23 protein-coding genes are annotated in these 19,828 nt (G+C 50.3%); 3 read left to right on the forward strand and 20 right to left on the reverse strand.

Annotation, left to right across the window (positions count from 1 at the left end):
• Positions 1-6 precede the first annotated feature (6 nt).
• The 8 genes from H6X83_RS14845 to H6X83_RS13355 form a co-directional block, all read right to left on the reverse strand.
• The gene (locus H6X83_RS14845; protein ID WP_425489196.1) at positions 7-153 is read right to left on the reverse strand and encodes an SHOCT domain-containing protein; all 147 of its coding nucleotides are present in this window, start codon (positions 151-153) and stop codon (positions 7-9) included.
• Complete coding sequence (locus H6X83_RS13325; protein ID WP_343063116.1) at positions 120-596, reverse strand: sigma factor-like helix-turn-helix DNA-binding protein; 477 nt, start codon at positions 594-596, stop codon at positions 120-122. The genes H6X83_RS14845 and H6X83_RS13325 overlap by 34 nt, the downstream gene beginning before the upstream one ends.
• A gap of 57 nt (positions 597-653) precedes the next feature.
• On the reverse strand, positions 654-1,418 hold the full coding sequence (locus H6X83_RS13330; protein ID WP_246419306.1) for a peptidoglycan recognition protein family protein: 765 nt from the start codon (positions 1,416-1,418) through the stop codon (positions 654-656).
• The gene (locus H6X83_RS13335) at positions 1,415-1,831 is read right to left on the reverse strand and encodes a phage holin family protein (RefSeq protein ID WP_212506937.1); all 417 of its coding nucleotides are present in this window, start codon (positions 1,829-1,831) and stop codon (positions 1,415-1,417) included. Before H6X83_RS13335 ends, H6X83_RS13330 begins: the two co-directional genes overlap by 4 nt.
• An 89-nt stretch (positions 1,832-1,920) precedes the next feature.
• Positions 1,921-3,624 (reverse strand): DUF859 family phage minor structural protein, encoded by a 1,704-nt coding sequence (locus tag H6X83_RS13340; protein WP_212506938.1) that lies wholly within the window; start codon positions 3,622-3,624, stop codon positions 1,921-1,923.
• Positions 3,625-3,639: 15 nt separating this feature from the next.
• The gene (locus H6X83_RS13345) at positions 3,640-6,153 is read right to left on the reverse strand and encodes a phage tail spike protein (RefSeq protein ID WP_212506939.1); all 2,514 of its coding nucleotides are present in this window, start codon (positions 6,151-6,153) and stop codon (positions 3,640-3,642) included.
• Positions 6,153-6,860: a distal tail protein Dit gene (locus H6X83_RS13350; protein ID WP_212506940.1), complete on the reverse strand. Its 708-nt coding sequence runs from the start codon at positions 6,858-6,860 to the stop codon at positions 6,153-6,155. The genes H6X83_RS13345 and H6X83_RS13350 overlap by 1 nt, the downstream gene beginning before the upstream one ends.
• Complete coding sequence (locus H6X83_RS13355) at positions 6,860-9,151, reverse strand: phage tail protein (protein WP_212506941.1); 2,292 nt, start codon at positions 9,149-9,151, stop codon at positions 6,860-6,862. Before H6X83_RS13355 ends, H6X83_RS13350 begins: the two co-directional genes overlap by 1 nt.
• Before the next feature lie 85 nt (positions 9,152-9,236).
• On the opposite strand from H6X83_RS13355, the gene H6X83_RS13360 reads away from it, so the two are divergent.
• Positions 9,237-9,674, forward strand: coding sequence for a GNAT family N-acetyltransferase (locus H6X83_RS13360; RefSeq protein WP_212506942.1), 438 nt, complete (start codon positions 9,237-9,239; stop codon positions 9,672-9,674).
• A 187-nt stretch (positions 9,675-9,861) separates the two neighbouring features.
• Here the strand turns inward: H6X83_RS13360 and H6X83_RS13365 are convergent, their stop codons facing one another.
• From H6X83_RS13365 to H6X83_RS13385, 5 genes are read right to left on the reverse strand one after another with little or no spacing between them, the layout of a single operon-like run.
• Entirely contained in the window at positions 9,862-10,248 is a 387-nt protein-coding gene (locus H6X83_RS13365; RefSeq protein ID WP_212506943.1) for a hypothetical protein, read from the reverse strand.
• 13 nt (positions 10,249-10,261) lie between these two features.
• A complete protein-coding gene (locus tag H6X83_RS13370) occupies positions 10,262-10,852 on the reverse strand; it encodes a major tail protein (RefSeq protein ID WP_212506944.1) in 591 nt (196 codons plus the stop codon).
• 2 nt (positions 10,853-10,854) lie between these two features.
• Entirely contained in the window at positions 10,855-11,199 is a 345-nt protein-coding gene (locus H6X83_RS13375) for a hypothetical protein (RefSeq protein WP_212506945.1), read from the reverse strand.
• Positions 11,196-11,645, reverse strand: coding sequence for an HK97 gp10 family phage protein (locus H6X83_RS13380; protein WP_212506946.1), 450 nt, complete (start codon positions 11,643-11,645; stop codon positions 11,196-11,198). Before H6X83_RS13380 ends, H6X83_RS13375 begins: the two co-directional genes overlap by 4 nt.
• 5 nt (positions 11,646-11,650) lie before the next feature.
• On the reverse strand, positions 11,651-11,986 hold the full coding sequence (locus tag H6X83_RS13385; RefSeq protein ID WP_212506947.1) for a head-tail adaptor protein: 336 nt from the start codon (positions 11,984-11,986) through the stop codon (positions 11,651-11,653).
• A gap of 88 nt (positions 11,987-12,074) precedes the next feature.
• Here H6X83_RS13385 and H6X83_RS13390 point away from each other — a divergent pair, with 88 nt between their 5' ends.
• Positions 12,075-12,449 (forward strand): VOC family protein, encoded by a 375-nt coding sequence (locus H6X83_RS13390; protein WP_212506948.1) that lies wholly within the window; start codon positions 12,075-12,077, stop codon positions 12,447-12,449.
• A gap of 10 nt (positions 12,450-12,459) precedes the next feature.
• On the opposite strand, the gene H6X83_RS13395 is transcribed toward H6X83_RS13390, so the two are convergent.
• A complete protein-coding gene (locus H6X83_RS13395) occupies positions 12,460-12,780 on the reverse strand; it encodes a head-tail connector protein (protein WP_212506949.1) in 321 nt (106 codons plus the stop codon).
• 16 nt (positions 12,781-12,796) lie between these two features.
• On the reverse strand, positions 12,797-13,996 hold the full coding sequence (locus H6X83_RS13400) for a phage major capsid protein (RefSeq protein WP_212506950.1): 1,200 nt from the start codon (positions 13,994-13,996) through the stop codon (positions 12,797-12,799).
• Between the two features lie 88 nt (positions 13,997-14,084).
• Between H6X83_RS13400 and H6X83_RS13405 the strand changes: the two genes are divergently transcribed.
• Positions 14,085-14,807: a hypothetical protein gene (locus H6X83_RS13405; protein WP_212506951.1), complete on the forward strand. Its 723-nt coding sequence runs from the start codon at positions 14,085-14,087 to the stop codon at positions 14,805-14,807.
• Between the two features lie 11 nt (positions 14,808-14,818).
• Here the strand turns inward: H6X83_RS13405 and H6X83_RS13410 are convergent, their stop codons facing one another.
• From H6X83_RS13410 to H6X83_RS13430, 5 genes are all read right to left on the reverse strand, one after another.
• Positions 14,819-15,511, reverse strand: a complete 693-nt coding sequence (locus H6X83_RS13410) for a head maturation protease, ClpP-related (RefSeq protein ID WP_212506952.1) — start codon at positions 15,509-15,511, stop codon at positions 14,819-14,821.
• Complete coding sequence (locus tag H6X83_RS13415; RefSeq protein WP_212506953.1) at positions 15,508-16,761, reverse strand: phage portal protein; 1,254 nt, start codon at positions 16,759-16,761, stop codon at positions 15,508-15,510. Before H6X83_RS13415 ends, H6X83_RS13410 begins: the two co-directional genes overlap by 4 nt.
• A gap of 140 nt (positions 16,762-16,901) precedes the next feature.
• Entirely contained in the window at positions 16,902-17,693 is a 792-nt protein-coding gene (locus H6X83_RS13420; protein WP_212506954.1) for a hypothetical protein, read from the reverse strand.
• 170 nt (positions 17,694-17,863) lie between these two features.
• On the reverse strand, positions 17,864-19,465 hold the full coding sequence (locus tag H6X83_RS13425; RefSeq protein WP_212508602.1) for a terminase large subunit: 1,602 nt from the start codon (positions 19,463-19,465) through the stop codon (positions 17,864-17,866).
• A 112-nt stretch (positions 19,466-19,577) separates the two neighbouring features.
• On the reverse strand, positions 19,578-19,757 hold the full coding sequence (locus tag H6X83_RS13430; protein ID WP_212506955.1) for a hypothetical protein: 180 nt from the start codon (positions 19,755-19,757) through the stop codon (positions 19,578-19,580).
• Positions 19,758-19,828 lie beyond the last annotated feature (71 nt).

Genomic DNA, 19,828 nt, shown 5'->3' on the forward strand with positions numbered 1-19,828 from the left:
CACATATTACCTCTGGTTCTCAGATATAGCAACGCCATTTCCCAATAAACATCCGACAAAAATCGGTCTGTATTTACGGCTTGGAATTGTATCAATTATGGCGTAATTCTCGGTGGAAATTATGCCTTTCCGAATCGGTCGGCGATATAACAAGTGTGGCAGCAGTAGCGACGGCTTTTATTACCGTAGCTGTCAAACAATTTGCCGCAGCCTGCACATACCAGATGATAGACCGCCTTTTTCTTGACGCTTTCCTGATGGCTGTTCCACCATGCCACACGGCAAGCGTCTGAACAAAAACGGCGCGGCTTTGTTTTTACTGTCACCATGAGCGGTTTTCCGCAGTGCTGACAGTATGACAAAGAGAGTTTTTCTTTTTCGGCGCTCTGAACCGGTTTCTGAATACAGGACAGATTGTTTCTTCGGCAATAACTTTTTACCGTATTAACAGAAACACCAAGAGTATTTGCAATCGTCGCATATCCGCAGCCTTCTAAACGTAAAAAACGAAGTGATTCTTTTTGAGCTTCTGTCATCATCGATACCCTCCTACCGATATGCGAAAAATCGGTAGGATTCGAACCCCCTGAACACAAAAAAGCCGCCCGCAGGGTAATAAAACCCCACAGGCGGCAATGTTATAAAATATTCTGTTATGCTTTCCGGATGCTGTCTTTTGTTACCCAACCCAGCGCGTCCAGCAGGTATGGGCAGCTGCGTTTAAGATCGACGATGCGGGTAACGGTACAAGTCTTGTTCTGAAACGTTCGTCCCTTCCCGCCGCCGTAGCTGTCGGCGTAAACCGCGCCGTTGAGAATAACCCTGTCGCCGACAGAAAATACTACAGGCGCCGCGATCCCGGCCAGATCCTTTCTGACATCCTCACGGAAGATATCCATCGACTTGCCGAACCTCGGGAACCAGTGCATGACGTCACTGTGATTGCTGGCGATTCCTAGCTTAAACCCTTCGGAGTGGCAAATGACGTTCTTCTCAGTCAGACCATAGAGTTTGCAGAGATACACGCAAAGCTCCACCGCTTCAGTATAGACCTTGCCAAAATACGCCGTATCTGTTAGCCCATCCTCGCAGATTTCAAACCCGATGTGCGTGTCGTTGCCGGAGCCGCCGCAGTGCCAGCCGCGATAGTTCCATGGCAGTGTCTGATAGGCGGCAATGGAACCGTCCATCAGCCTGCCGATGAAAGCGTGAACGCAGACATTTCTGCCGCCTGGCCTGTCCTGATTCCAGTCGTTATTGTTCGGATTTTTCCCGAGCAGGCCGCCGTCGGGTCCGACATAGCGCCTGAGATTGGGGTTGTTCGCCCCGGTAGAGTGCACCATAATACCCTTCGGATTGATGGTTCTGCCCGCCTTGTAGCATGCGCTATTCGTCAGAATGAGTTTATGCAGATTCATGAGTTGTCCTCCTTGTTACCGCGATTGTGCAGCTGTTCCAATACGTCCTTGAGCTTCTGTGGAACAGGCAGACCGATGTGTGCGGCGTTCTCCAAAATGGAAACGCCCTCGTTGCTCAGGTAGAAAAACACGACCGCCGTGCGGATGACCCCGTCTCCGCCTAAAACCAGTTCGTCCAGAATATGCCCGACGCCCACCAGTGCGAAAATTAGCACCTTCTTGAAAATACCCTTCGCACCGATCTCGCTGGAAAGTTTTTTGTCAAGAACGGCACACATTACGCCAGTCAGATAGTCGATCACCACAAACGCGATGAGGGCGTAGAGGACTCCATCAAGCCCGCCAAGGAACCACCCGAGGAAACCGCCCAGAACGGCAAAGACCGCCTGCGCCCAGTTCCAGATTGTTTTCATTTCTATTCCTCCAATCAAGTTGATTTTATATAATAAAAAGCGCCTTTGCCCCACGCAAAAGCGCCTTTAAACCGATACATTAATTATCCTTAATACGCTGCAACCCAGTAAATCACATAGCTAACGCCAGATGAAGTTACCGCATTTACAAGATTGCAGATAAATCCCGTAGTTGATACGGATTTGATTTTGACAAAACCAATACCGTTTGTGTATAAGCCAGTGGTCACTGCCGGAATGCTCGGCAGGGTAGCTCCGAAATTAACCGAAATATCGGCTGAATAATAAATCGAACCATAGGCCGTTGATGTGGCGATTGTGCCACTCGCCGAGCCTTTCAGAACATGCAGACCGCCCACAGTGTCGGCGTTTGGATGGTAGCCGTCGCTGTAGGTTTTATTGCCGGAGGTGTATATATCGCCGCTCACGTCGAGCGCTCCATCTTCCGGAATTTTGTTGATACCTATCTGCCCGTCACGGATAGAGAAAACCGGCTTTGCCGTAGGCAGTAAGGCTGATTGTGTTACTGCGGTGTAGTAATCGGACGCCGCGATCTCAAAGTTAAATGACGAATTGATGTCGAAGTTTCCGATGCTGGCGTTAAACGAAAAGTCTCCGCCACTCATCGCCGGAGTGATTGTGACATAACTGCTCCACGTCCCCGACGCGGTTGTTTTGTACCGGTATTTCAGGAAATACTGGCTTTTTGTTACCATATACGCCGCATAATTGCCGGTGCACGTCAAAATCGCTCCGGCTTCGATGTTGTTCACGCGAGCCAGCGACACGGAAGAAAACGCGGGCGAGGAATAGGCGATTGTTGTAAGAGTGGAAGATTGTGAGTTCGAATTGCCCCGGCTGTCGATGACGGTTACGATCAGACTGTCGCTTGCGGACACGGTGCCGAAACTGATCACGCTGGAACTGCTCGTCACCGTTTTGGAACCATACTGCACTTTGTAAGACGAAATGGCTGCGTAGTTTTGCGCAGCCGCGCTGGTCACGGTTACCTGAATATTGGATTTCGACTGAACAATCAGAGAGGAATTTCCGGTCAGCGTGACCGTGTTGGAATCCACATCCTGATAGGAAAAGCCGGTGAATGTCGGATTGCTGTTTATGACATGAGCGGTGATTCCCACTTCCGTATAGCCAACCATGTTGCTGTCCGCGTCGTAGGTGATCAGCCGGAGCGTGCCGGTTCCTGTGTTCGAGTTTGGAATCTGCTGGTACAGGGAAGAAGCCCACGACGCGGTGTTCCAAACATAGCTGTCGGTAATGTTGTAGGCAATTGTGGTCGTATAGCTTCCAAAGTAGAGATTCAGAGCGTGCGTGAAGGTGGTGCTTTTCCGATTCGTGTAAATTGTAATGGAACCGCCGATATTGAATGAATTAATGGAAGCCGTAATCTGACTCGCCCTTGGAATGGTCGTCAGCGTGATATTTTGGGAAACGTTGAGATTTTCCAGCTTCGCGGTGACGCTGGAATTGAAATACCCGGTAATGTTAACAATCTTCGTGCCGTCGGCGTTATGTGCGACGCTCATGGCGGCTGTACTGCCGATCTGCACCCAGCTTGACCCGATGGTAAAACCCGACATGTACGTCATGGCCCGCGAGCCGTTTATATTAATGTAAGCCGAGCAGCTCGAATCGGTGGAAGGCCCGTAGCTGTCGCGGTGAACATACAGGGCAGCAGTGATTGTTGAGGTGTTTGCGGAAATATTCTGCGTATAAGAGTAGACCACCTTGACCTGCGAACCGTTTTGCAGGGTGCTGACAATTTCAGACATTCCATCATTCCTTCCTTAAATCACCACAAAATCAACGCCGACCCCGCTCCGCACAATCTCCTTGACGCTCCCGACCGTGAGATCATCCTCAATGATGGTTTTTTGCAGCCGTGTGCCGTCCGGCGCGACATTGATGCGAAGGTCGTCGCCGCGATAAATTTCAAACGCCGAGGTGGAGATATGGGCTTTCATATCCGTGGTATTGCTGCCGACCGTCAGGCCGGTGCTGTCCGCGATAAAGTTTGTCGTGTAAAGCTCCTCGTCGGATTGTACCCACGGCGCAACGTTCGTGCCCTCGGAAACGATCAGGTCGGAGGCAAGCAGGTTCACGGAAGTTGTGACCTTAATGGTGCAGACCGTGTTAAGCGAATTGAATGGAAAAGTAACGAATGTCCACTCCGTGCCGGTATTCGTGTTGTCATACAGTACAGATTCGGTGCTGTTCTGTGTGATGCTGACCGACACATGGCCGCCGGAACCGGACGCTTCATACAGCAGCGATGCGGTGTGCGGCACATTAAATTTTAAAGAGAAGTCCTGCGAAATAGTGCTGCCCGATGCCATACTGAACGCCGAATTGCTCACGGTGTTGTTTGACGTGTCCGTGTTTGAGACGGTGGCAGCCGTGCCTGTCGTGTTCCAGAATGTCAGACCGTTCTTGCCCGCCGAGTTTTTCAGCAGATTCCGGTAACCGGTTTGGCTCACGGAAAGCGTCAGACCATCGACTGTTTGCCGCATGGTGGTAATCTGCGTATTGACATCTTCCAACTTCGAACCATTATCAGAAATATACGCGTCAAACGTACTGCTTTCCACTTTGGTTACGATGGAAGAACTGTGCTGTTCAATGGTGGATTCCGCATTGGAAAGCCGGAGTGCGATGCCGTCTTCCGTATTAGAGATTTGGTTGTCGATGCTGGACACGGAAGTTTTCAGGCCGCTGACATCGGTTTGAACGGTCGTGAGCGTAGAATTGATCGTGGTAATTTCACCCGTGTTGGTATCCACACCGTTCTGCGCGGTATCGGCCAAAGCCTTGAGCTTCACCGTAATTGCCTGAACCAGTGTGTTTCTTGCAGCATAGTAATCGGCAAACTTCTGCCGGAACTGTGCGCCGCTGATGTCAGTTGTAACATTCAGGTGGTCAGCATCCAACCAGAGCGGGATGCCGGTTGTATAAAGAGCACCTCCGTTGAGATAATTGGACAGAAGCTGGAACGCGTCATTGTAGGCTGACAGCTCGGTCGTGATTTCAAGCGCGGTGGCCTGCGTGTTGAGAGTTCCCTTTTCATTGGCAAAGGAACTCCAGTCGCGCAGGGCGGCGCTTTTCTCAATCGGCGTCAGCTTATTGTCGCTGTTGATATCCTCTACGTTCTCTGTAACAGCGGACACGTTTTGGTTTGTTACCGTGATTGCCTGTTTTACTTCATCAATTTTCTGCGAAGCGGAATTAATGGAATTAACCACGGAGATTCGTTTTTCTCCGATGGTGAGCGTTTCATACCGATCTGTCAGGCAGTTGTAGGAAACCGCGCAAACGCGGAGTTTCACGCTGACGCCGAACGGCGCATAGTCGACCGTCACATCGTCGCCCAGCCCCACGGTTAGCAGAGATTTGTATTTTTCGTACCCGGTGATGTCCTTCCAGTCCACAAAGTCCACAGAAAGGGAGAGCTTCGGAATATCAGTCCCGGCGAGGAATTTGTCGCTGGCGAACTGCCGCATCGCCGTATAACAGGAATCGACCGTAGGGTAAGGAACCGCGCCGTCGACATCCTTGCCAATCTGGTAGCCGGTGTCCATTGTCGCTATGATGGGAAAGGGATATTCTGAAATGTGCGGGCTGTCAACGTACTTTTCCGGCAAGAGTAGAATTTGATTGTCGGCGGTCAGAGCGGTGGGAAGTATCCGCGTCGCAACGCCGGAAGTGTCCTCGTTGAATTCCAGCCCTGCCATGTTTTTTCCATAGGAAATCCGCACGCCGTTGTCCGCGCCGAGCCGCGTGTTGATCGCGATGTTGTAGTTGTCCCGGATAATTTCGCCGCCCCACCGGGAGATGAACGCCTGGTCGGTGTCACCGAGAAAAGCCTGCACCGGAGATTGCCGGATGAAGTATGCCGTGACCGTGTGCGTGATATCGCTCGCGAAGGTGAAAGGGGTCAGGTACTGGCAGCCGCTGAGAATCTGCTGTCCGGCTTGCGTTCCATTCTTTCCGGTCGGCCTGACGTCTTCCACGAAATTTGCCAGCAGATCATAGAAGATGTGCCGTGCATTTACCTTGATCGTGCCGTCAACCGCGTTTTTTACTACCCGGTAGATGCGGAACGCCTGCACGCCGCGATGTGTGTTGACCCGGATGATGTTGCTTTTTTGCAGACGTTTCCATTTGCCGAAAACATCAATCGGGTGGGTGAGTTCCAGTTCAAACGCGCCGTTGATTTCTTCCGAAACAGCACAAGAGCTGGGAGTGATCGTCCCCAGCCCATCGTTATTAAATTCCTGTACCTTGGAATCGTAAACCGGAACCATTACAGCCACCGCCAGTTCGGAGTAATTTCAAGAGAAGTAATGCCGCCGGAAAACGAGATCGTATTGTCACCCAGCAAGAGTATCGGATATTCTCCGGTCTTGGTGGAATTCTTGCTGACCAGCGCCGTGCCTGTATCTTTGTACGTTTCCTGCAGTTTAGAATTGAGGATAACACTCTCATCGATGCCGCTGAAAGACACCACACTTCCGTTCACTGACAGAGCACCTGTGCCGGAGCCGTTTACTTTTATGATAGGAAGAGATTTCAGCGTTCCGGGATTGGTGAGTATCATGTTTTCGCTGACTGAGATAGGTGTATTAGCCGTTGCATATTGGAACGGCTGGCAGTTGAACATAATTACGAAATGCGAGGTAATCCGCAGGACAATTTCAAAGTCGATACTGTTCACGACCTGTGCAAGATACTTCCGGCCTGAAATGTGGCTGAAAGTGAGGTCGGCTTCACCCGCGCCCAAAAGCCAGCCTTTGATCGCACTGATTTTCGTGCTAGGGTCACCGAGAAACGAGCATTCCACGGACAACGTGATATCGCTGTAAGTGTCCTCGTCGCGCCGGAGCCTGGAATCCATCCCCGGCACTTCGATATAGGTCACCCGGCGTTCCGGCGACGGGATGTGTGGTCGTGTTGCCACATAAATACCAAAGTCCTGAAAGCTGTCTTTGCCGCCGAATGTGAAACTCAGCATTATGCGTTCCCCCTTGCCGCCGCTGCCTGCTGCCGATAGAATTCAAATTCATAGGCAAGCCGTTCAATGTCCTTGTCGGTGTTGTTTACGAAATTTTCAATATGAAGCGTGAAGCCGCCGCCCGCTAGGGACTTACCGCCTGCACTGTTAATAGAACTACCAATGTTAAGAGCAGGATTTAAGTTAAAGGCGGTCGGAATTGCCGATTGCATATCGGCGGAAATATCGCTCATTGCCTTGCTGAATCCCTGTCCCAAACCCTGCGCCATATAGCCGCCGATTCCGGCGAACACAGTGGACGGCGAGTGAATTCCGAGCATACCCTTTACGCTGTCCACGATACCACTGAAGAAATCTTTCACTTTGGCATAAATCCAGTCTTTCATCCCAGAAATGCCCTGCCAGATTCCGGACACAATGTTGCTGCCAATATTGTTGAATGCGCCGAGCAGTTTTCCGAAACCGTTCACCAGCGAAGAAATGATCTGTGGGAGTTTTGCCACAAGCGTCGGAATTGCCTTGATGAGTCCGACCGCCAGTTCGACGATAATTCTTACGCCCAGTTCAATAATCAGCGGCAGGTTGTTAATGATAAAATTCACAATTGAATCTATAATCTGCGGGAGCCGGTCGATCAGCCGCGGCAGCGCGTTGATCAGTCCCTTCGCCAGCCCTTCGATGATCTTGAATGCGGCGGCGATTACCTTATCCATGTTGTTCAGAAGTGTGTTTACAATCGTGAGAACCGCATCGATGATCGCCGGGATTAACTTCGGAAGCGCATCGCCGATGCCCGATGCCAGCGTGATAATCATTGTCAGCGCGGCGCTCACCAATTGCGGAAGGTTGGCAATGATGCCGTTTACCAATGCAAGAATTAGCTGCAAAGCGCCCTGCGTGATCTGTGGGAGTGCGCCGATCAGCCCCTGCAGGAGCGTCATAACGATGGTGACCGCAGAACTGATAATCATCGGCAGATTTGCAGTGATCGCATTGCCGATTGACAGCACAATATCCAGCCCCGCCTGTACGACCTTCGGCAGCTCGGCAAGGATGGAGCTGGTCAGTCCACCGATCGTCGTGCTGATGGTCTTTGAGATTTTTGTCCAATCGCCGCCCGCATCTGAAAGGCCTTTTGTAAAGGTTCCGAGCAACGACACGCCGGAGCTGGCGAGCGTCTGCATCTGCGGGAGAAGCACCGTGCCGAGAACATTCTTGGCGGCGCTGGCTCCGGACTTGAGCCGCTGCACGGTATCGTCAAATTTACCGAGCGAATTAAGCTGATCACCGGACATGACAGCGCCCATATTCGTCGCTTCTGCAGCCAGCTCTTTAATCCCTGCGCTGCCCTTTTCAATCAGCGGATTCAAATCCTGCGCGGATTTTCCAAAAATCTGCATGGACAATGCGTCACGCTCGGTCGAATCCTTTACTTTCCCCAGCGCATCAATGGTCGACCAGTAAACATCCTCGCTGTTTTTCAGATGTCCGTTGGAATCCTGAATTGAAACACCCAGCTTTGCGTAAGCTGCAGTCATGTCCTTGGAACCGCCCGCCGCCGAATTCATGGAACGAATCTGTTTTGCCATGCTGCCGGTCAGCGTTTCGAGCGGAGTATCCACCAGTTCAGCGGCGTATTTGTAGGCTTGCAGTGCTTCCGTACTCATGTGCGTCTGCGCGGACATCGTCAGAATATCATCCGCATAGGCCGCAGAATTCACGGAAGCGTCCACCAGCGACTTTCCCGCGCCCACAGCCGCCGCGCCGATTCCGGCCAAAGCGACACCCATCGATGCGCCGATGCCCTTTACGATTCCGCCGAGCTTGTCAAACCGCCCTGACGCTTCATCTGACTGTTTCGAAGCGGTGGTAATTTCATCGCCGAATTTATTCGCGCTTTTGGCGCCGTCCTGAAACTCGTCGCCTATTTCATTGAGTATCTTTTCATTTCCGGACAGCTCGCGCTCCATGCCGTTGAGTTCCGTGTGCGCCTTGTTCAGTTGGATTTGCCAATTCTGGGTGCGGCGGTCGTTTTCACCGAAAGAGGAAGCGGCGTTGTCTAGCGCCGCTTTCAAGGTGCCGATTTTCTCTTTCTGCGCGTCGATTTCTTTGTTCAGAACTGTATTTCGGGCGGTGACAGCCTGCACTGACCTGTCATTCTTATCAAACTGGCTGGTGACAAGCGCCATTTCGCTGCCCAGAACCTTGAAGCTCTGGTTAATATCCGAAAGGGCTTTCTTAAATTCCTTTTCGCCCTCAACTCCGATTTTGAAGCCAAAGTTGTCTGCCATATGTGATCACTCCTTTCGGAGAATGTTCAGATTGAGAAATAGGAAGATATGGTGTAATATAATCTCATGAAAGGTGGGTGCAGAAATGATCCGACTAATGACAATTGCTGATTATAATGATGTTTATAATTTTTGGATCAATACGCCCGGCATGGGATTGAATGATATTGATGATTCCAGAGCCGGGATAGAAAAATATTTAGAGCGAAATCCCCGTACATGTTTTGTTGCTATTGAGCAAAATGAGATTGTCGGCGCAATTCTCAGTGGCCATGATGGACGCAGAGGATATATTTACCATACAGCTGTCAGCGCATCCATGCGTAAGTGCGGTATTGGTACCGCACTGTTGAGCGCAGCGATAAAATCACTAGAAGCAGAGGGCATTTGTAAAGTTGCTCTGGTCGTTTTTTCTAAAAATTCTATTGGCAACAAATTCTGGGAAAAAAGAGGTTTCACTGTTCGTAAAGATTTGATTTACCGCAACAAAGCAATGGTGGAACTAAAAAGAATAGATACTTAATCCAAACCATCCGGCATTACATCATCAATAAATAATTCCCGTTTCGGTTTCGCCAGCCCATTAAACTGTTTATGGATTTCCCATTGGTCAAGCAGATCGCCAATAGGCATGAACCACACGTCGGATTCAGGCCTGTGTAGCTGCGTTACGCCGTAATATAAAAGTCGGGCAAATAACTCCTCGTCACTTACCCGACCACCGTGTTTTTTGAGGATTCTTCCTCGCTTTCGACATAGCGTTTCGTGCCTTTCATCAGCGCTTCCATGATAGAGTTTTTGTAATTTGCCAGATCATAGGGAGAAGTCAAAAGCTCGACCGCTTCCTCGGTAAGCAGTTCCCGTTTCTCCGCATTCTGCAAATTGTGAATCAGGACGCTCTGATTCGCCAAAAGCACGATCAGCCACACGATTTCTTCAAGGGCCATTTCAAAGTTTTCCGACTTCATCAACTTTTCGCCGAGGTCTTCCAGCCCGCCGTAGCGTTTGGCAATCTCTTTTGTAGCGCGCGTCGTCAGGACGAGCTGGTACTGCTCGCCCCCGACTGCAATGATCGCGCTTTTGTCTTCAATGCTCATATCTGCCATCTCCTTACGTCCCCGTAGTGTAATCCGGCTCGTAAACGGTGGTAAACCAAGCGGAAATTATCGCCGCCAAAACGCCGGAATCGTCCTCATTGACTTCCGTTTTCCAGGGATGCTTTCCGTTGCCATCCACTTTATTGCGCTGCGTAATTGTACCTTCGATGGTTGGCGTAGCGAATTTTATGCTGTCACCCTTTGTTTCCAGATTCGTCGCGGGGACGCCGAACACCACACGGTACAGCCAGAAATACCGATATTTTCCGTTTGCCTTTTTTGCGCGGAATCCGATCGCGACAGGCTTACCGCCGTCCTCGCTTGCGGAAACAAGAACGCCGTTCGTATCCAGTACCGCTCCGGTTAAGTTTTCCGCCGCCGACGGACCTATATCATCTACGCCCAGCGACAGTTTCCCGGATTTGAATTCTTTCACGACGGTCTGCGCCGCGTCGTCGGCATACAGCGTCGCTTCCGCGAGATCAATCGATAGATCGCATTTGATTGCCTTGGCGAGTAAAACCGGAGCAGCATAGGTTTCTGTGCCGTCTGTCGCTTCCGTGATTTTTGAATAATACAGCTTATCAAATCCAACGGTTGCCATATTTAAGTTTCCTCCAAATCATATATTTTTGCCACATCAATGGCATAGTGATGGTAATTCGTATCATCCTCATGACCGATATAGCGGCGGTCGGTCACGGTGAATTCGTGATCCAACAGGGAGCGGACGATTTGGTTTTTCCTCTGCTGGTAATTGTTTTTGGAGAACAGGGAAAGCCGCGCCTCCTGTATCTCCTGACGGGGCCGGTCGTCCGCGTGAAGCTCAAAGGTATCGGCGAGCGGAGTGATTACCACATATTCATCCGGGGCTTTCTCTTGAAAAACGCCGGTCTCCACCGCGATGCCCAACGCGCCCAGCAGCGTGTTCAGTTCCGATAAAGTGCTCATAAGCCCTCGATTTCCTCGTCCAGTTTGGCGGTCATCGCCGCAATGCAGGCTTTCCGTGAAGTGGATTTAGCGGGCTTCAAAAAAGGTTTTGCGGGCTGACCGTGTTTGCCGTATTCCAGAACGGCGGCAATTTTGGCGTTGCTCACTCCGCCACCCGGGCTCCGGGCATCGGAGCGTGGCTCTGCAAACCCAACCTTCACATTGTAGTTGCCGTCCCGGTCCTGACGGGCATCTGTGACACCGAGTGCGGAGAACAGTTCGCCTGTGGAGCGGCTTTCGGTTTTCGTGCCTTTTCCAATTACAGAAGCGAGGTTGCTTTTCACCTTTTCAAGCACTACGCTGCCGCCAGCTTCCAGTACCTTTGGAATGATCACATCGGTCTGCTCTGCCAGCCGGGAAACTTTCAGAAGAAACTCCTCCGGCATTTTGAAATCCACTCGTGCCATATCTGTCACCTCACAGACGGTTCCAGCTTTTCGGCCAGAACCTCAAGATACATGCCGCGGCCACGGACGTTTTCTACACTGAGAACCCGGTACCTGCCGTCGGCACAGAAAATGAAAAGGGACGTAGAAATTTCTACGCCCGGAATCTTGCGAAACTGGAACATCGCCGAAGCGGTGGAGAATGCCGCCATATTTGCCCATCGCTCATTTCCGTGCCGATCTTCCTTATATGCCCTCACAGAAGCAAGGATGGTGTCGCCCTCGGTGACAAAGCCCTCATCATCTTTGCTGGGGGCGGTGCTAATGATATCGATGAAGGTGTTCATTTTGCCAAAGCTCATGCGCTTATACCTCCGTCATTGAAAAGATTGACAGGAACAGATCAACAGATTATGATAAAAATGAAAAAATAATTTGTGAGGTGCTTTTATGATTACAGGTGTTTGTTTGGGTAACGTTGCAATTGACTGCAAAGATGCACGGAAACTTCAAGATTTTTACGCTGAACTTCTCGGTTGGGAAAAGTGTGAAAAGTATGACTGTCCCGCAGTGAGCAGTCAAAGCGGTATTGTGCTTTTGTTTATGCAGGCGGATGATTTCGATTATATACGTCCCGTATGGCCGGAGCAGCCCGGAAAACAGCAAAAGCAGATGCACTTTGATTTTCAGGTTGACGAGTTACTGACCGCAGTAAAGCAGGCGGAAGCAATCGGTGCAGTCAAAGCGGAAAGTCAGTATGGCGGCGGTGATTGGGTAACCATGTTCGATCCTGAAGGCCACCCGTTTTGCCTGTGCGCAAAATAAAATTCGATCCTTACATTTTCCATGTGCGATCAAGCCTCAACAGCAGGTTGACGGTTTCCCACACCTGCTGTCCGGCCTGAACGTTATCCGCGAAGAAGCCGCCGGTGCTGCCGTCCCGACTTTCGTAAAAGTGGGATGCCAGCATAATGACAGCCTGTTCAGTGGTGGGCGGCACAGCGTTCTCCTCGTAATAACCCGATACGATATGCTGATAGCTTTCGGCGTAGGAAACAGCGGCACGGATGTAACCTTTCAGAAGGTCGTCATCCGTGCCGTTTTCCAATATGAGATTTGCCTTGACCTTTGGCAGCAGGGTATCGATTAAACTCATACCGTTGCACCTCCGGTTATGATGCCTTCTGCTGTAGTACCTTGATCGCTTCAGGCAGAATCAGCTTGCCGTCCACACGCTGGGTAGCAATAAAGCCAACCTGACCCGTAGCGGCGAACAATTCGTTCAGGCGTTTGAAAACCCGACCCTGACGGTCGGCCACCCAGTAATAGGAGAAATCCCCGAACACGACAGCCTTCGCGGCTGCCGCAATGGCAGGGACATATGCCGAGGTATACAGCGGGCGGTTGAGAATGGTATCTGGTGTCGCTTCCTTGATTGATGGCTGCCAGAGGTACTGACCGGTGGAATCCTTCAGCTTGCGGATGGCCTTGATGGTGGAGTCGTTCATGACAAACGCCGCCCTGTTGCGGTAAGGCGCTTTCAGGCTGTAGAACAGGTCGAGCATTTCGTCCAGCGTGATGGCAGTCGCGCCCGCAGAGGTCACGCCGACCTGCGCGCCGCCGGTTGCGTTCAAAATGCCCACCGGCTTGCCCGTGCCGTCGCCCGTGAAGAAGGCTTCCTCTTCCTTGTTGCCAATCCTGCGGGCGAATTCCTTGGTGATATAGCTTTCGAGGTTGAACACGCTGTCATTGAGCAGTTCCTCGGAAACCTTGATCATGGTTGCCAGTTTGTAGGCGCCGATAGACACCTGCCCGAAGCTGTCATCACTTTCGGGAATTGCACCTTCCTCATCGACCCACGAAGCGGTGCCCTTGGTCGCCACAACGGGAATCTTGCGGTCTCCGGAAGAAGTCGTAATGACGTTTGCCAGAGTGCGGAAGATGTTTTGTTCCTCGAGTGCTTCTACAAGGCTACGTTCAAACTCGTCCGGCACAAGGTATCCACCCTCAGAATCGGTGCCGATCTGTAGGGCGTTCATCACATCGTAGTGCGGATTTTTCGCACGCATCACGTTCCAGAACGCCTTTTTGTATTCGGCGGTCGCGCGTCCGGTTTTTTCCTCCGTGCCGCCAGTTGGGGTGTTGGTGATCGGATTGCTGGTTGCTTTCTCAAGTTCTGCGTCGATGGCGGTCTGGCGCTCCAGACGGTCGATCTCCTTGCCGAGTGCCACCACGTCTGCTTCCATCTTGTCGTAAGTGGCGGTATCCTCAGCGGACAGAAGCCCGTCACCGCCGCGCTTGGTGTCAAGGAACGCTTTCGCCACGTCCCACGCTTTTGCGCGTTTCTCGCGCAGTTCCAGAATTTTACTCATAATTTTTCCTCCTAATTTTATATAGTTAAATGAAATATAGGCATCTCCCGGGAATATAAATGATTAGGGATAAACGGGAGATGAGAATGTGAAAAACTGCGTTATAGTCATGCCGAAAAAGCATATTCTCCGAGTCGCTTTAATTTGCGCGGTAATTATTTTTGCTGCATCAATTATCTGCAATTTTCATGATCATCAGGCAATTGCCGTACTCAGCACGTCCATGTGGAAGATAGAACCTGAAACACCAAAGAATATTGACGACCCGTCATTCGAACTTCCATATCCGACAAAAACGGTACCTGTCAGCGAAGTAATGAAAAACGGAAAAGAGATTCCTTTACAGTTTGCCTACAATAATCCGGATTGGAAACGTCAGGCATATAAAGAATACTGGCATAGTTCCTACGGCCGCTGGAGCTATGTTCCTAATCGTATTCACTATGCCATGCACCGTATTTTCGTCACCTATCCTACGGCTTCAGTATTCTACGATTTCACCCATGATCTCGGAATTTGGGATGAAAGTGATAAATTTCAGATTCCCACAAGAACTCCATTTGAAAACATCGTGCTGGTGGTAATGCTGACAAAAGTCGATAAAATTGTTACGCTTGGAAATCAGGTTGTGGTTATCGGAAGACCATCTCTTAACGGATTGCAGGCCTTGCTAATACCCAGTAAGGATTTGTCGCCCTACAATCCAAAAGAAAGTATTCTGTTCCAATTGGTTACTCCCGAGGGTGATGAAATTGATTATACAAATGATATATACGCCGTTACTGAATCAAGCCAATCGCAATCCAACTGAAATAATCGATTTTAGACTTTTAAAAGATTAAGCCGCTTTTCAAGCGATTCAATCGGGGTACCAGTCTTCGGCTTTTCTCTTTTCGGCAGCCTGCTGATAAGCGAATTTGTTACCGCCGCCCGGCTGAAGACGAAACTGTCCGCCGATTCGGTCGGCTCGCCCTCCTCAAACAAGACCTTATCGGCAAAGCCCAGTTCAATAGCCTTGTTTGCATTCATCCAGGTTTCTGCGTCCATGAGGTGCGAGAGTTTTGCGCGGGAAAGCCCGGACTTCAATTCGTAAGCGTTGATGATGCTTTCCTTGATTTCGTCCAGCAGAGCCTTGGCACGGAGCATTTCCTCACTATCACCGATAGCGATTGTTGATGGATTGTGGATCATCAGCATTGACACAGGCGACATATACACGTCGCCGCCCGCCATTGCGATGACACTGGCCGCCGATGCAGCCATGCCGTCAATTTTAACCGTGACTTTTCCGGTGTAGTCCATGAGCATGTTGTAGATCTGAGCCGCCGCAAATACATCGCCGCCGGGGGAATTGATCCAAATGGCGACATTGCCGCTCCCGGCAAGCAATTCATCCTTGAACAGCTTGGGCGTAACCTCATCGCCCCACCAGGTCTCGTCGGAAATGACGCCGTTGAGGTAGAGGGTACGCTCTTCAGTTGTTTCATTCCGAACCCAGTTCCAAAATTTTTTCATCTACTAACCTCCTTTGATTGATTTGCGGCAAACGCGCCCGCGTCCGCCAGCTTTGTCATGTTGCCGTTAATCAGATACAGGTCACCACCCTCCACGGCGGAAATGCGATTCATATCTTCCAGCTCGCGGATGTCGTTCGCCGAGAACCAACCATTCTGCCGCCCCGTGGCGTAGCCGCTCATGCGGCTGGCATAATCGCCGCGGAGCAAACCGTCCAAGTTAAACTTTATAAACAGCGACGGCTTTTCGGATGGCAAAATCAGCGACTGTTGAAGAGACTGTTCCCAGCGCACCACCCACGGGTCGAGGGTGTACTTTACAAATTCCAGCGACTGCTGTTCGATATTTGAAAAGCTGGATTTTTCAAGGTCTCCGACCATATGTGGCGGAACACGGAATATCCGAGCGATTTCATCGATCTGGAACTTCCTCGTCTCCAGAAACTGCGCCTGTTCCGGCGGAATTCCGATGGCCTGAAACTTCATCCCTTCTTCCAGCACAGCAACCTTATGGGCGTTACCGCTGCCCTGATAGGCGGTGTTCCAGCTGTCCTTGACCCGCTGAATATCCTTGATAACACCGGGGTGTTCCAGCACTCCGCCGGGATTTGCCCCGTTGGCGAAGAACGACGCGCCATATTCTTCGGTGGCAAGCGACATTCCGATGGCATTTTTCGCCATGGCGATGGGACTGTAGCCAATCAGACCATCAAAGCCTAGGCCGGGGATGTGAAGTACCTCGTCCCTGCGAAGCGTAATATAGCCGCCCTCCGGCTTGATTCCACTTTCGTCCGCGTCGCGGTAATAGGTGTAAAGAAGTTCACCATCTACCGCTCGGTTAACTTCCATCTTGTTCGGAAGCAGTGGGTAGAGTGCGACAACTTGCCCCCGCCCATTTCGTACCACCTGCGCGTAGGCGTTGCCCCAAAGCAAAAGATGACTCATTAGTGTCTCTCGAAACACAAATGAAGTCATCTCCGAGTTTGGCTCATCATGAAGCAGGGAATACAGCGGGTGCTGAGGGATGCGTTCCTTGCCGCCATCCGTCCGGTACCGGTAGACGTGCAGCGGCAGCCCGGCGATGGCTTCGGCCAGTATCCTAACGCAGGCATACACCGCCGTGGTCTGCATGGCAGTCCGCTCGTTGACCGTTTTGCCCGATGTCGTGCTGCCGAACAGGAACGAGAACGCGCTGCCGACACGGTTCTGGGGCTTATCGCGGGAACGGAACAGACCGGTAAAGATACTCAAATGGCGTCACCTCCGAAAAATGGGTATAAGAAAAGGACGGCCGATTGGTCGTCCTTTGGTCTTTTGCTGTTGAATTATGCTTCACTTAATTCTCATAATTAACACCTTTAAATTTACATTCGCAGGCATAATGGGAATTATTATAAAGTGACATTATAAGTGTACTCACCAATCAGCATTTTGTTTCCACTACTGTCGTAAGCAATATAGATAAATCTATAATTGCCGGATTTGCTGGGAACGGTATTGTACGTTCCCAAGTTTACATTATAGACCATAAAATAATTGAATTCAGAACTCTGTGTGGAGTATAACATGGGGATGATGCTGGAAAGCGGTGTAGTTACAGTGGTCACCCAGAATTTGCTGCCGTTTACCGCCGTTTTAAAAGCCGAAATCTGCTCTTCATCGGTGAATTCAATACTACTCATGGAGTAATAATTTACGGAATCTTCAACCACTTTTGACGTAGTTGACACGGATGATGAATTTGGGACGTTTTCCTGAAATTTCTGTGTTGTGATATGACCTCTATCCGGTAGACTAAAATGGACTTCTGATGAGATATCATCAATAAAAGATAAATTGTGTAAGTAAGTGCCACTAAATATAAAAGTGAAGGAACCATAAATACAAAGTAAAATAGTAAAAATTATCCCAACAATAATATTTTTTGTTGTTTTAAAACCCCTTCGCTTATACACCACACCTAATATTAAGTTAGCCAATGGAATGGGAAGCAACAGAAAGAACATCCATGAATAATCAGTGGCTGCCGCACTGAATGAAAGCTGTGCCGACTCAAGAGCCAGTCCTGAAGGAAGAGAGAAAAAAGAGAGAATGAACAGCAGAATCATCATACCCTTTATGGTCACTGAGGTTCTGTGTGGAAAAGCCTGTGGAGTATTGCCACTTCCTTTACTCGAGCCCATCAATGCTATAACCCCTATCTTTCAAAAATTATCTCCATCTTAACACGTATTGTACTTGTGATCAATTCCTAGTTTTTCCACTTTACAGTTTTTGCTGCTTCGTTTATAACTTATCCGAAGTTCATTATTTACTTTACAATATGCAATCGTTCGGCAAATTGCAAGTAATCCTATAAAATTAAAATTCCCCGTTCATCATAGACCGAAGCCGAATTGTCATTCCCGCACCGTATTGCACGGTCGAGTGCCATAATCGTCGCCACTGTGCCGTCAATTTTCTCGGTGGACTTTTCCTTGTCGGCCTTAATGTTTCCGGCAGGGTCGGTGCGGATGTAGATGTTATCCATCATCCACCGCAAAACAGGATGCCCGCCATGGGCGAGTTTTTCCTCCAAGGTCAGTTTCATTAGTTCCTTGGTCGGCGGAGACATATCCTTGAAACCCTGCCCAAAAGGCACGACCGTAAAGCCCAGCCCCTCAAGGTTCTGCGTCATCTGCACCGCGCCCCATCGGTCAAAGGCAATCTCGCGGATGTTGTATTTTTCGCCTAGCTTTTCAATGAATTTTTCGATATATCCGTAATGCACAACATTTCCTTCGGTGGTCAGCAGGTGTCCCTGTTTCTCCCAGAGGTCATATTGCACATGGTCGCGGCGAACACGCAGGTCGATGTTGTCCTCCGGTATCCAGAAGAACGGCAGAATGTTGTATTTGTCCTCTTCATCAAGCGGTGGGAATACCAGCACGAACGCCGTTATATCCGTGGATGATGAGAGGTCAAGCCCGCCATAGCAGACGCGCCCGCGCAGGTTATCTGCGTTTACGGGGAAAGCGCATTTATTCCATTTGTCCATTGGCATCCAGCGCACCGCCTGTTTAACCCACTGGTTCAAACGAAGCTGACGGAAGCTGTTTTCCTCTGCAGGATTCTGCTTTGCGCTCTCACAGGCAGCTTTTACCTTGTCGATTCCGACCGTGATTCCGAGCGAGGGATTCGCTTTTTTCCATACCTTGGGGTCTGTCCAGTCATCTTCCGGCGCGGCACCGTAGATTACAGGATAGAAAGCAGGGTCGTGCTTTCTGCCATTCAAAATATCCAGCGCCTTTTGATGTACCTCCCAGCAGATGCTGTTCTGGTTATCACCGGCAGTTGTAATTAGAAAATACAGTGGCTGCATTCTCGCGTCGCCGCTTCCCTTGGTCATAACGTCGTAGAGCTTTCGGTTCGGTTGCGTGTGAAGCTCATCAAACACCACGCCGTGAGTATTGAAGCCATGCTTGTTGCCGACGTCGGCGGACAGCACCTGATAGATACTGCCCGTTGGATGAAAAATCAGCCGCTTCATAGAATCAAGGATTTTTACCCGTTTCGACAATGCCGGGCACATCCGAACCATATCCGCCGCCACATTGAACACGATGGACGCCTGGTTGCGGTCGGCGGCGCATCCATACACTTCGGCGCGTTCCTCATTATCGCCGCAGGTGAGCAGCAGGGCAACAGCCGCCGCAAGCTCACTTTTTCCCATCTTTTTCGGTATTTCCACATAAGCGGTGTTGAATTGCCGGTAACCGTTGGCTTTGAGCGTTCCGAATACATCACGGATAATCTGCTCCTGCCAGTCGATAAGCTCAAACGGCTTACCCGCCCACGTGCCTTTGGTATGACAGAGCGCTTGTATAAAAGACACCGCATAGTCGGCGGCGGACTTGTCATAAGCGGAATCCGCCGACTTGAACCGTGTCGGAGCGTATTTTCTGAGCCTCCGTATATCCGCCGCCTCCCTTCGGGCATAAAAACAGACCTGCCGATTGCAACGTTTGCAAGAGCAAGCCTCCAAAATCTATCTGTACGAGACACACGCCGTCTCCGGCGCGTCCTGCTTAAAACCTTTTGATGCTGGCGCTGCCGTCGGCGTCGAAACTCACGTTGTAGCGGATTTCAAAGCCGTCAGCGTTTTTGGTAATCACTCTGATGCCGCCCTCAAAGGCAGTGTACATTCTGTCGATTCTCTCGCCCTGCGGCAGTTGGCTTTCGATTTGCTTTATCTGCTTTTCGTTCATTTTCATTTCCTCCGTTTGGTGTGTTTTTCTCTTTCGGTAGTCACATATTAACTCTGAAAGCACACGATATC

Origin of the sequence: Caproicibacterium amylolyticum (assembly GCF_014467055.1) — a bacterium.
GTDB lineage: Bacteria > Bacillota > Clostridia > Oscillospirales > Acutalibacteraceae > Caproicibacterium > Caproicibacterium amylolyticum.

What these genes read in the sequence shown, in the direction of transcription:
- H6X83_RS13395 (WP_212506949.1), bottom strand. Translation starts at nt 12,780, where the DNA reads ATGAGTTTAATCGATACCCTGCTGCCAAAGGTCAAGGCAAATCTCATA.
- H6X83_RS13360 (WP_212506942.1), top strand. Translation starts at nt 9,237, where the DNA reads ATGATCCGACTAATGACAATTGCTGATTATAATGATGTTTATAATTTT.
- H6X83_RS13370 (WP_212506944.1), bottom strand. Translation starts at nt 10,852, where the DNA reads ATGGCAACCGTTGGATTTGATAAGCTGTATTATTCAAAAATCACGGAA.
- H6X83_RS13330 (WP_246419306.1), bottom strand. Translation starts at nt 1,418, where the DNA reads ATGAATCTGCATAAACTCATTCTGACGAATAGCGCATGCTACAAGGCG.
- H6X83_RS13355 (WP_212506941.1), bottom strand. Translation starts at nt 9,151, where the DNA reads ATGGCAGACAACTTTGGCTTCAAAATCGGAGTTGAGGGCGAAAAGGAA.
- H6X83_RS13345 (WP_212506939.1), bottom strand. Translation starts at nt 6,153, where the DNA reads ATGGTTCCGGTTTACGATTCCAAGGTACAGGAATTTAATAACGATGGG.
- H6X83_RS13350 (WP_212506940.1), bottom strand. Translation starts at nt 6,860, where the DNA reads ATGCTGAGTTTCACATTCGGCGGCAAAGACAGCTTTCAGGACTTTGGT.
- H6X83_RS13385 (WP_212506947.1), bottom strand. Translation starts at nt 11,986, where the DNA reads ATGAGCTTTGGCAAAATGAACACCTTCATCGATATCATTAGCACCGCC.
- H6X83_RS13335 (WP_212506937.1), bottom strand. Translation starts at nt 1,831, where the DNA reads ATGAAAACAATCTGGAACTGGGCGCAGGCGGTCTTTGCCGTTCTGGGC.
- H6X83_RS13390 (WP_212506948.1), top strand. Translation starts at nt 12,075, where the DNA reads ATGATTACAGGTGTTTGTTTGGGTAACGTTGCAATTGACTGCAAAGAT.
- H6X83_RS13430 (WP_212506955.1), bottom strand. Translation starts at nt 19,757, where the DNA reads ATGAACGAAAAGCAGATAAAGCAAATCGAAAGCCAACTGCCGCAGGGC.
- H6X83_RS13375 (WP_212506945.1), bottom strand. Translation starts at nt 11,199, where the DNA reads ATGAGCACTTTATCGGAACTGAACACGCTGCTGGGCGCGTTGGGCATC.
- H6X83_RS13410 (WP_212506952.1), bottom strand. Translation starts at nt 15,511, where the DNA reads ATGAAAAAATTTTGGAACTGGGTTCGGAATGAAACAACTGAAGAGCGT.
- H6X83_RS13365 (WP_212506943.1), bottom strand. Translation starts at nt 10,248, where the DNA reads ATGAGCATTGAAGACAAAAGCGCGATCATTGCAGTCGGGGGCGAGCAG.
- H6X83_RS13420 (WP_212506954.1), bottom strand. Translation starts at nt 17,693, where the DNA reads ATGGGCTCGAGTAAAGGAAGTGGCAATACTCCACAGGCTTTTCCACAC.
- H6X83_RS13380 (WP_212506946.1), bottom strand. Translation starts at nt 11,645, where the DNA reads ATGGCACGAGTGGATTTCAAAATGCCGGAGGAGTTTCTTCTGAAAGTT.
- H6X83_RS13400 (WP_212506950.1), bottom strand. Translation starts at nt 13,996, where the DNA reads ATGAGTAAAATTCTGGAACTGCGCGAGAAACGCGCAAAAGCGTGGGAC.
- H6X83_RS13340 (WP_212506938.1), bottom strand. Translation starts at nt 3,624, where the DNA reads ATGTCTGAAATTGTCAGCACCCTGCAAAACGGTTCGCAGGTCAAGGTG.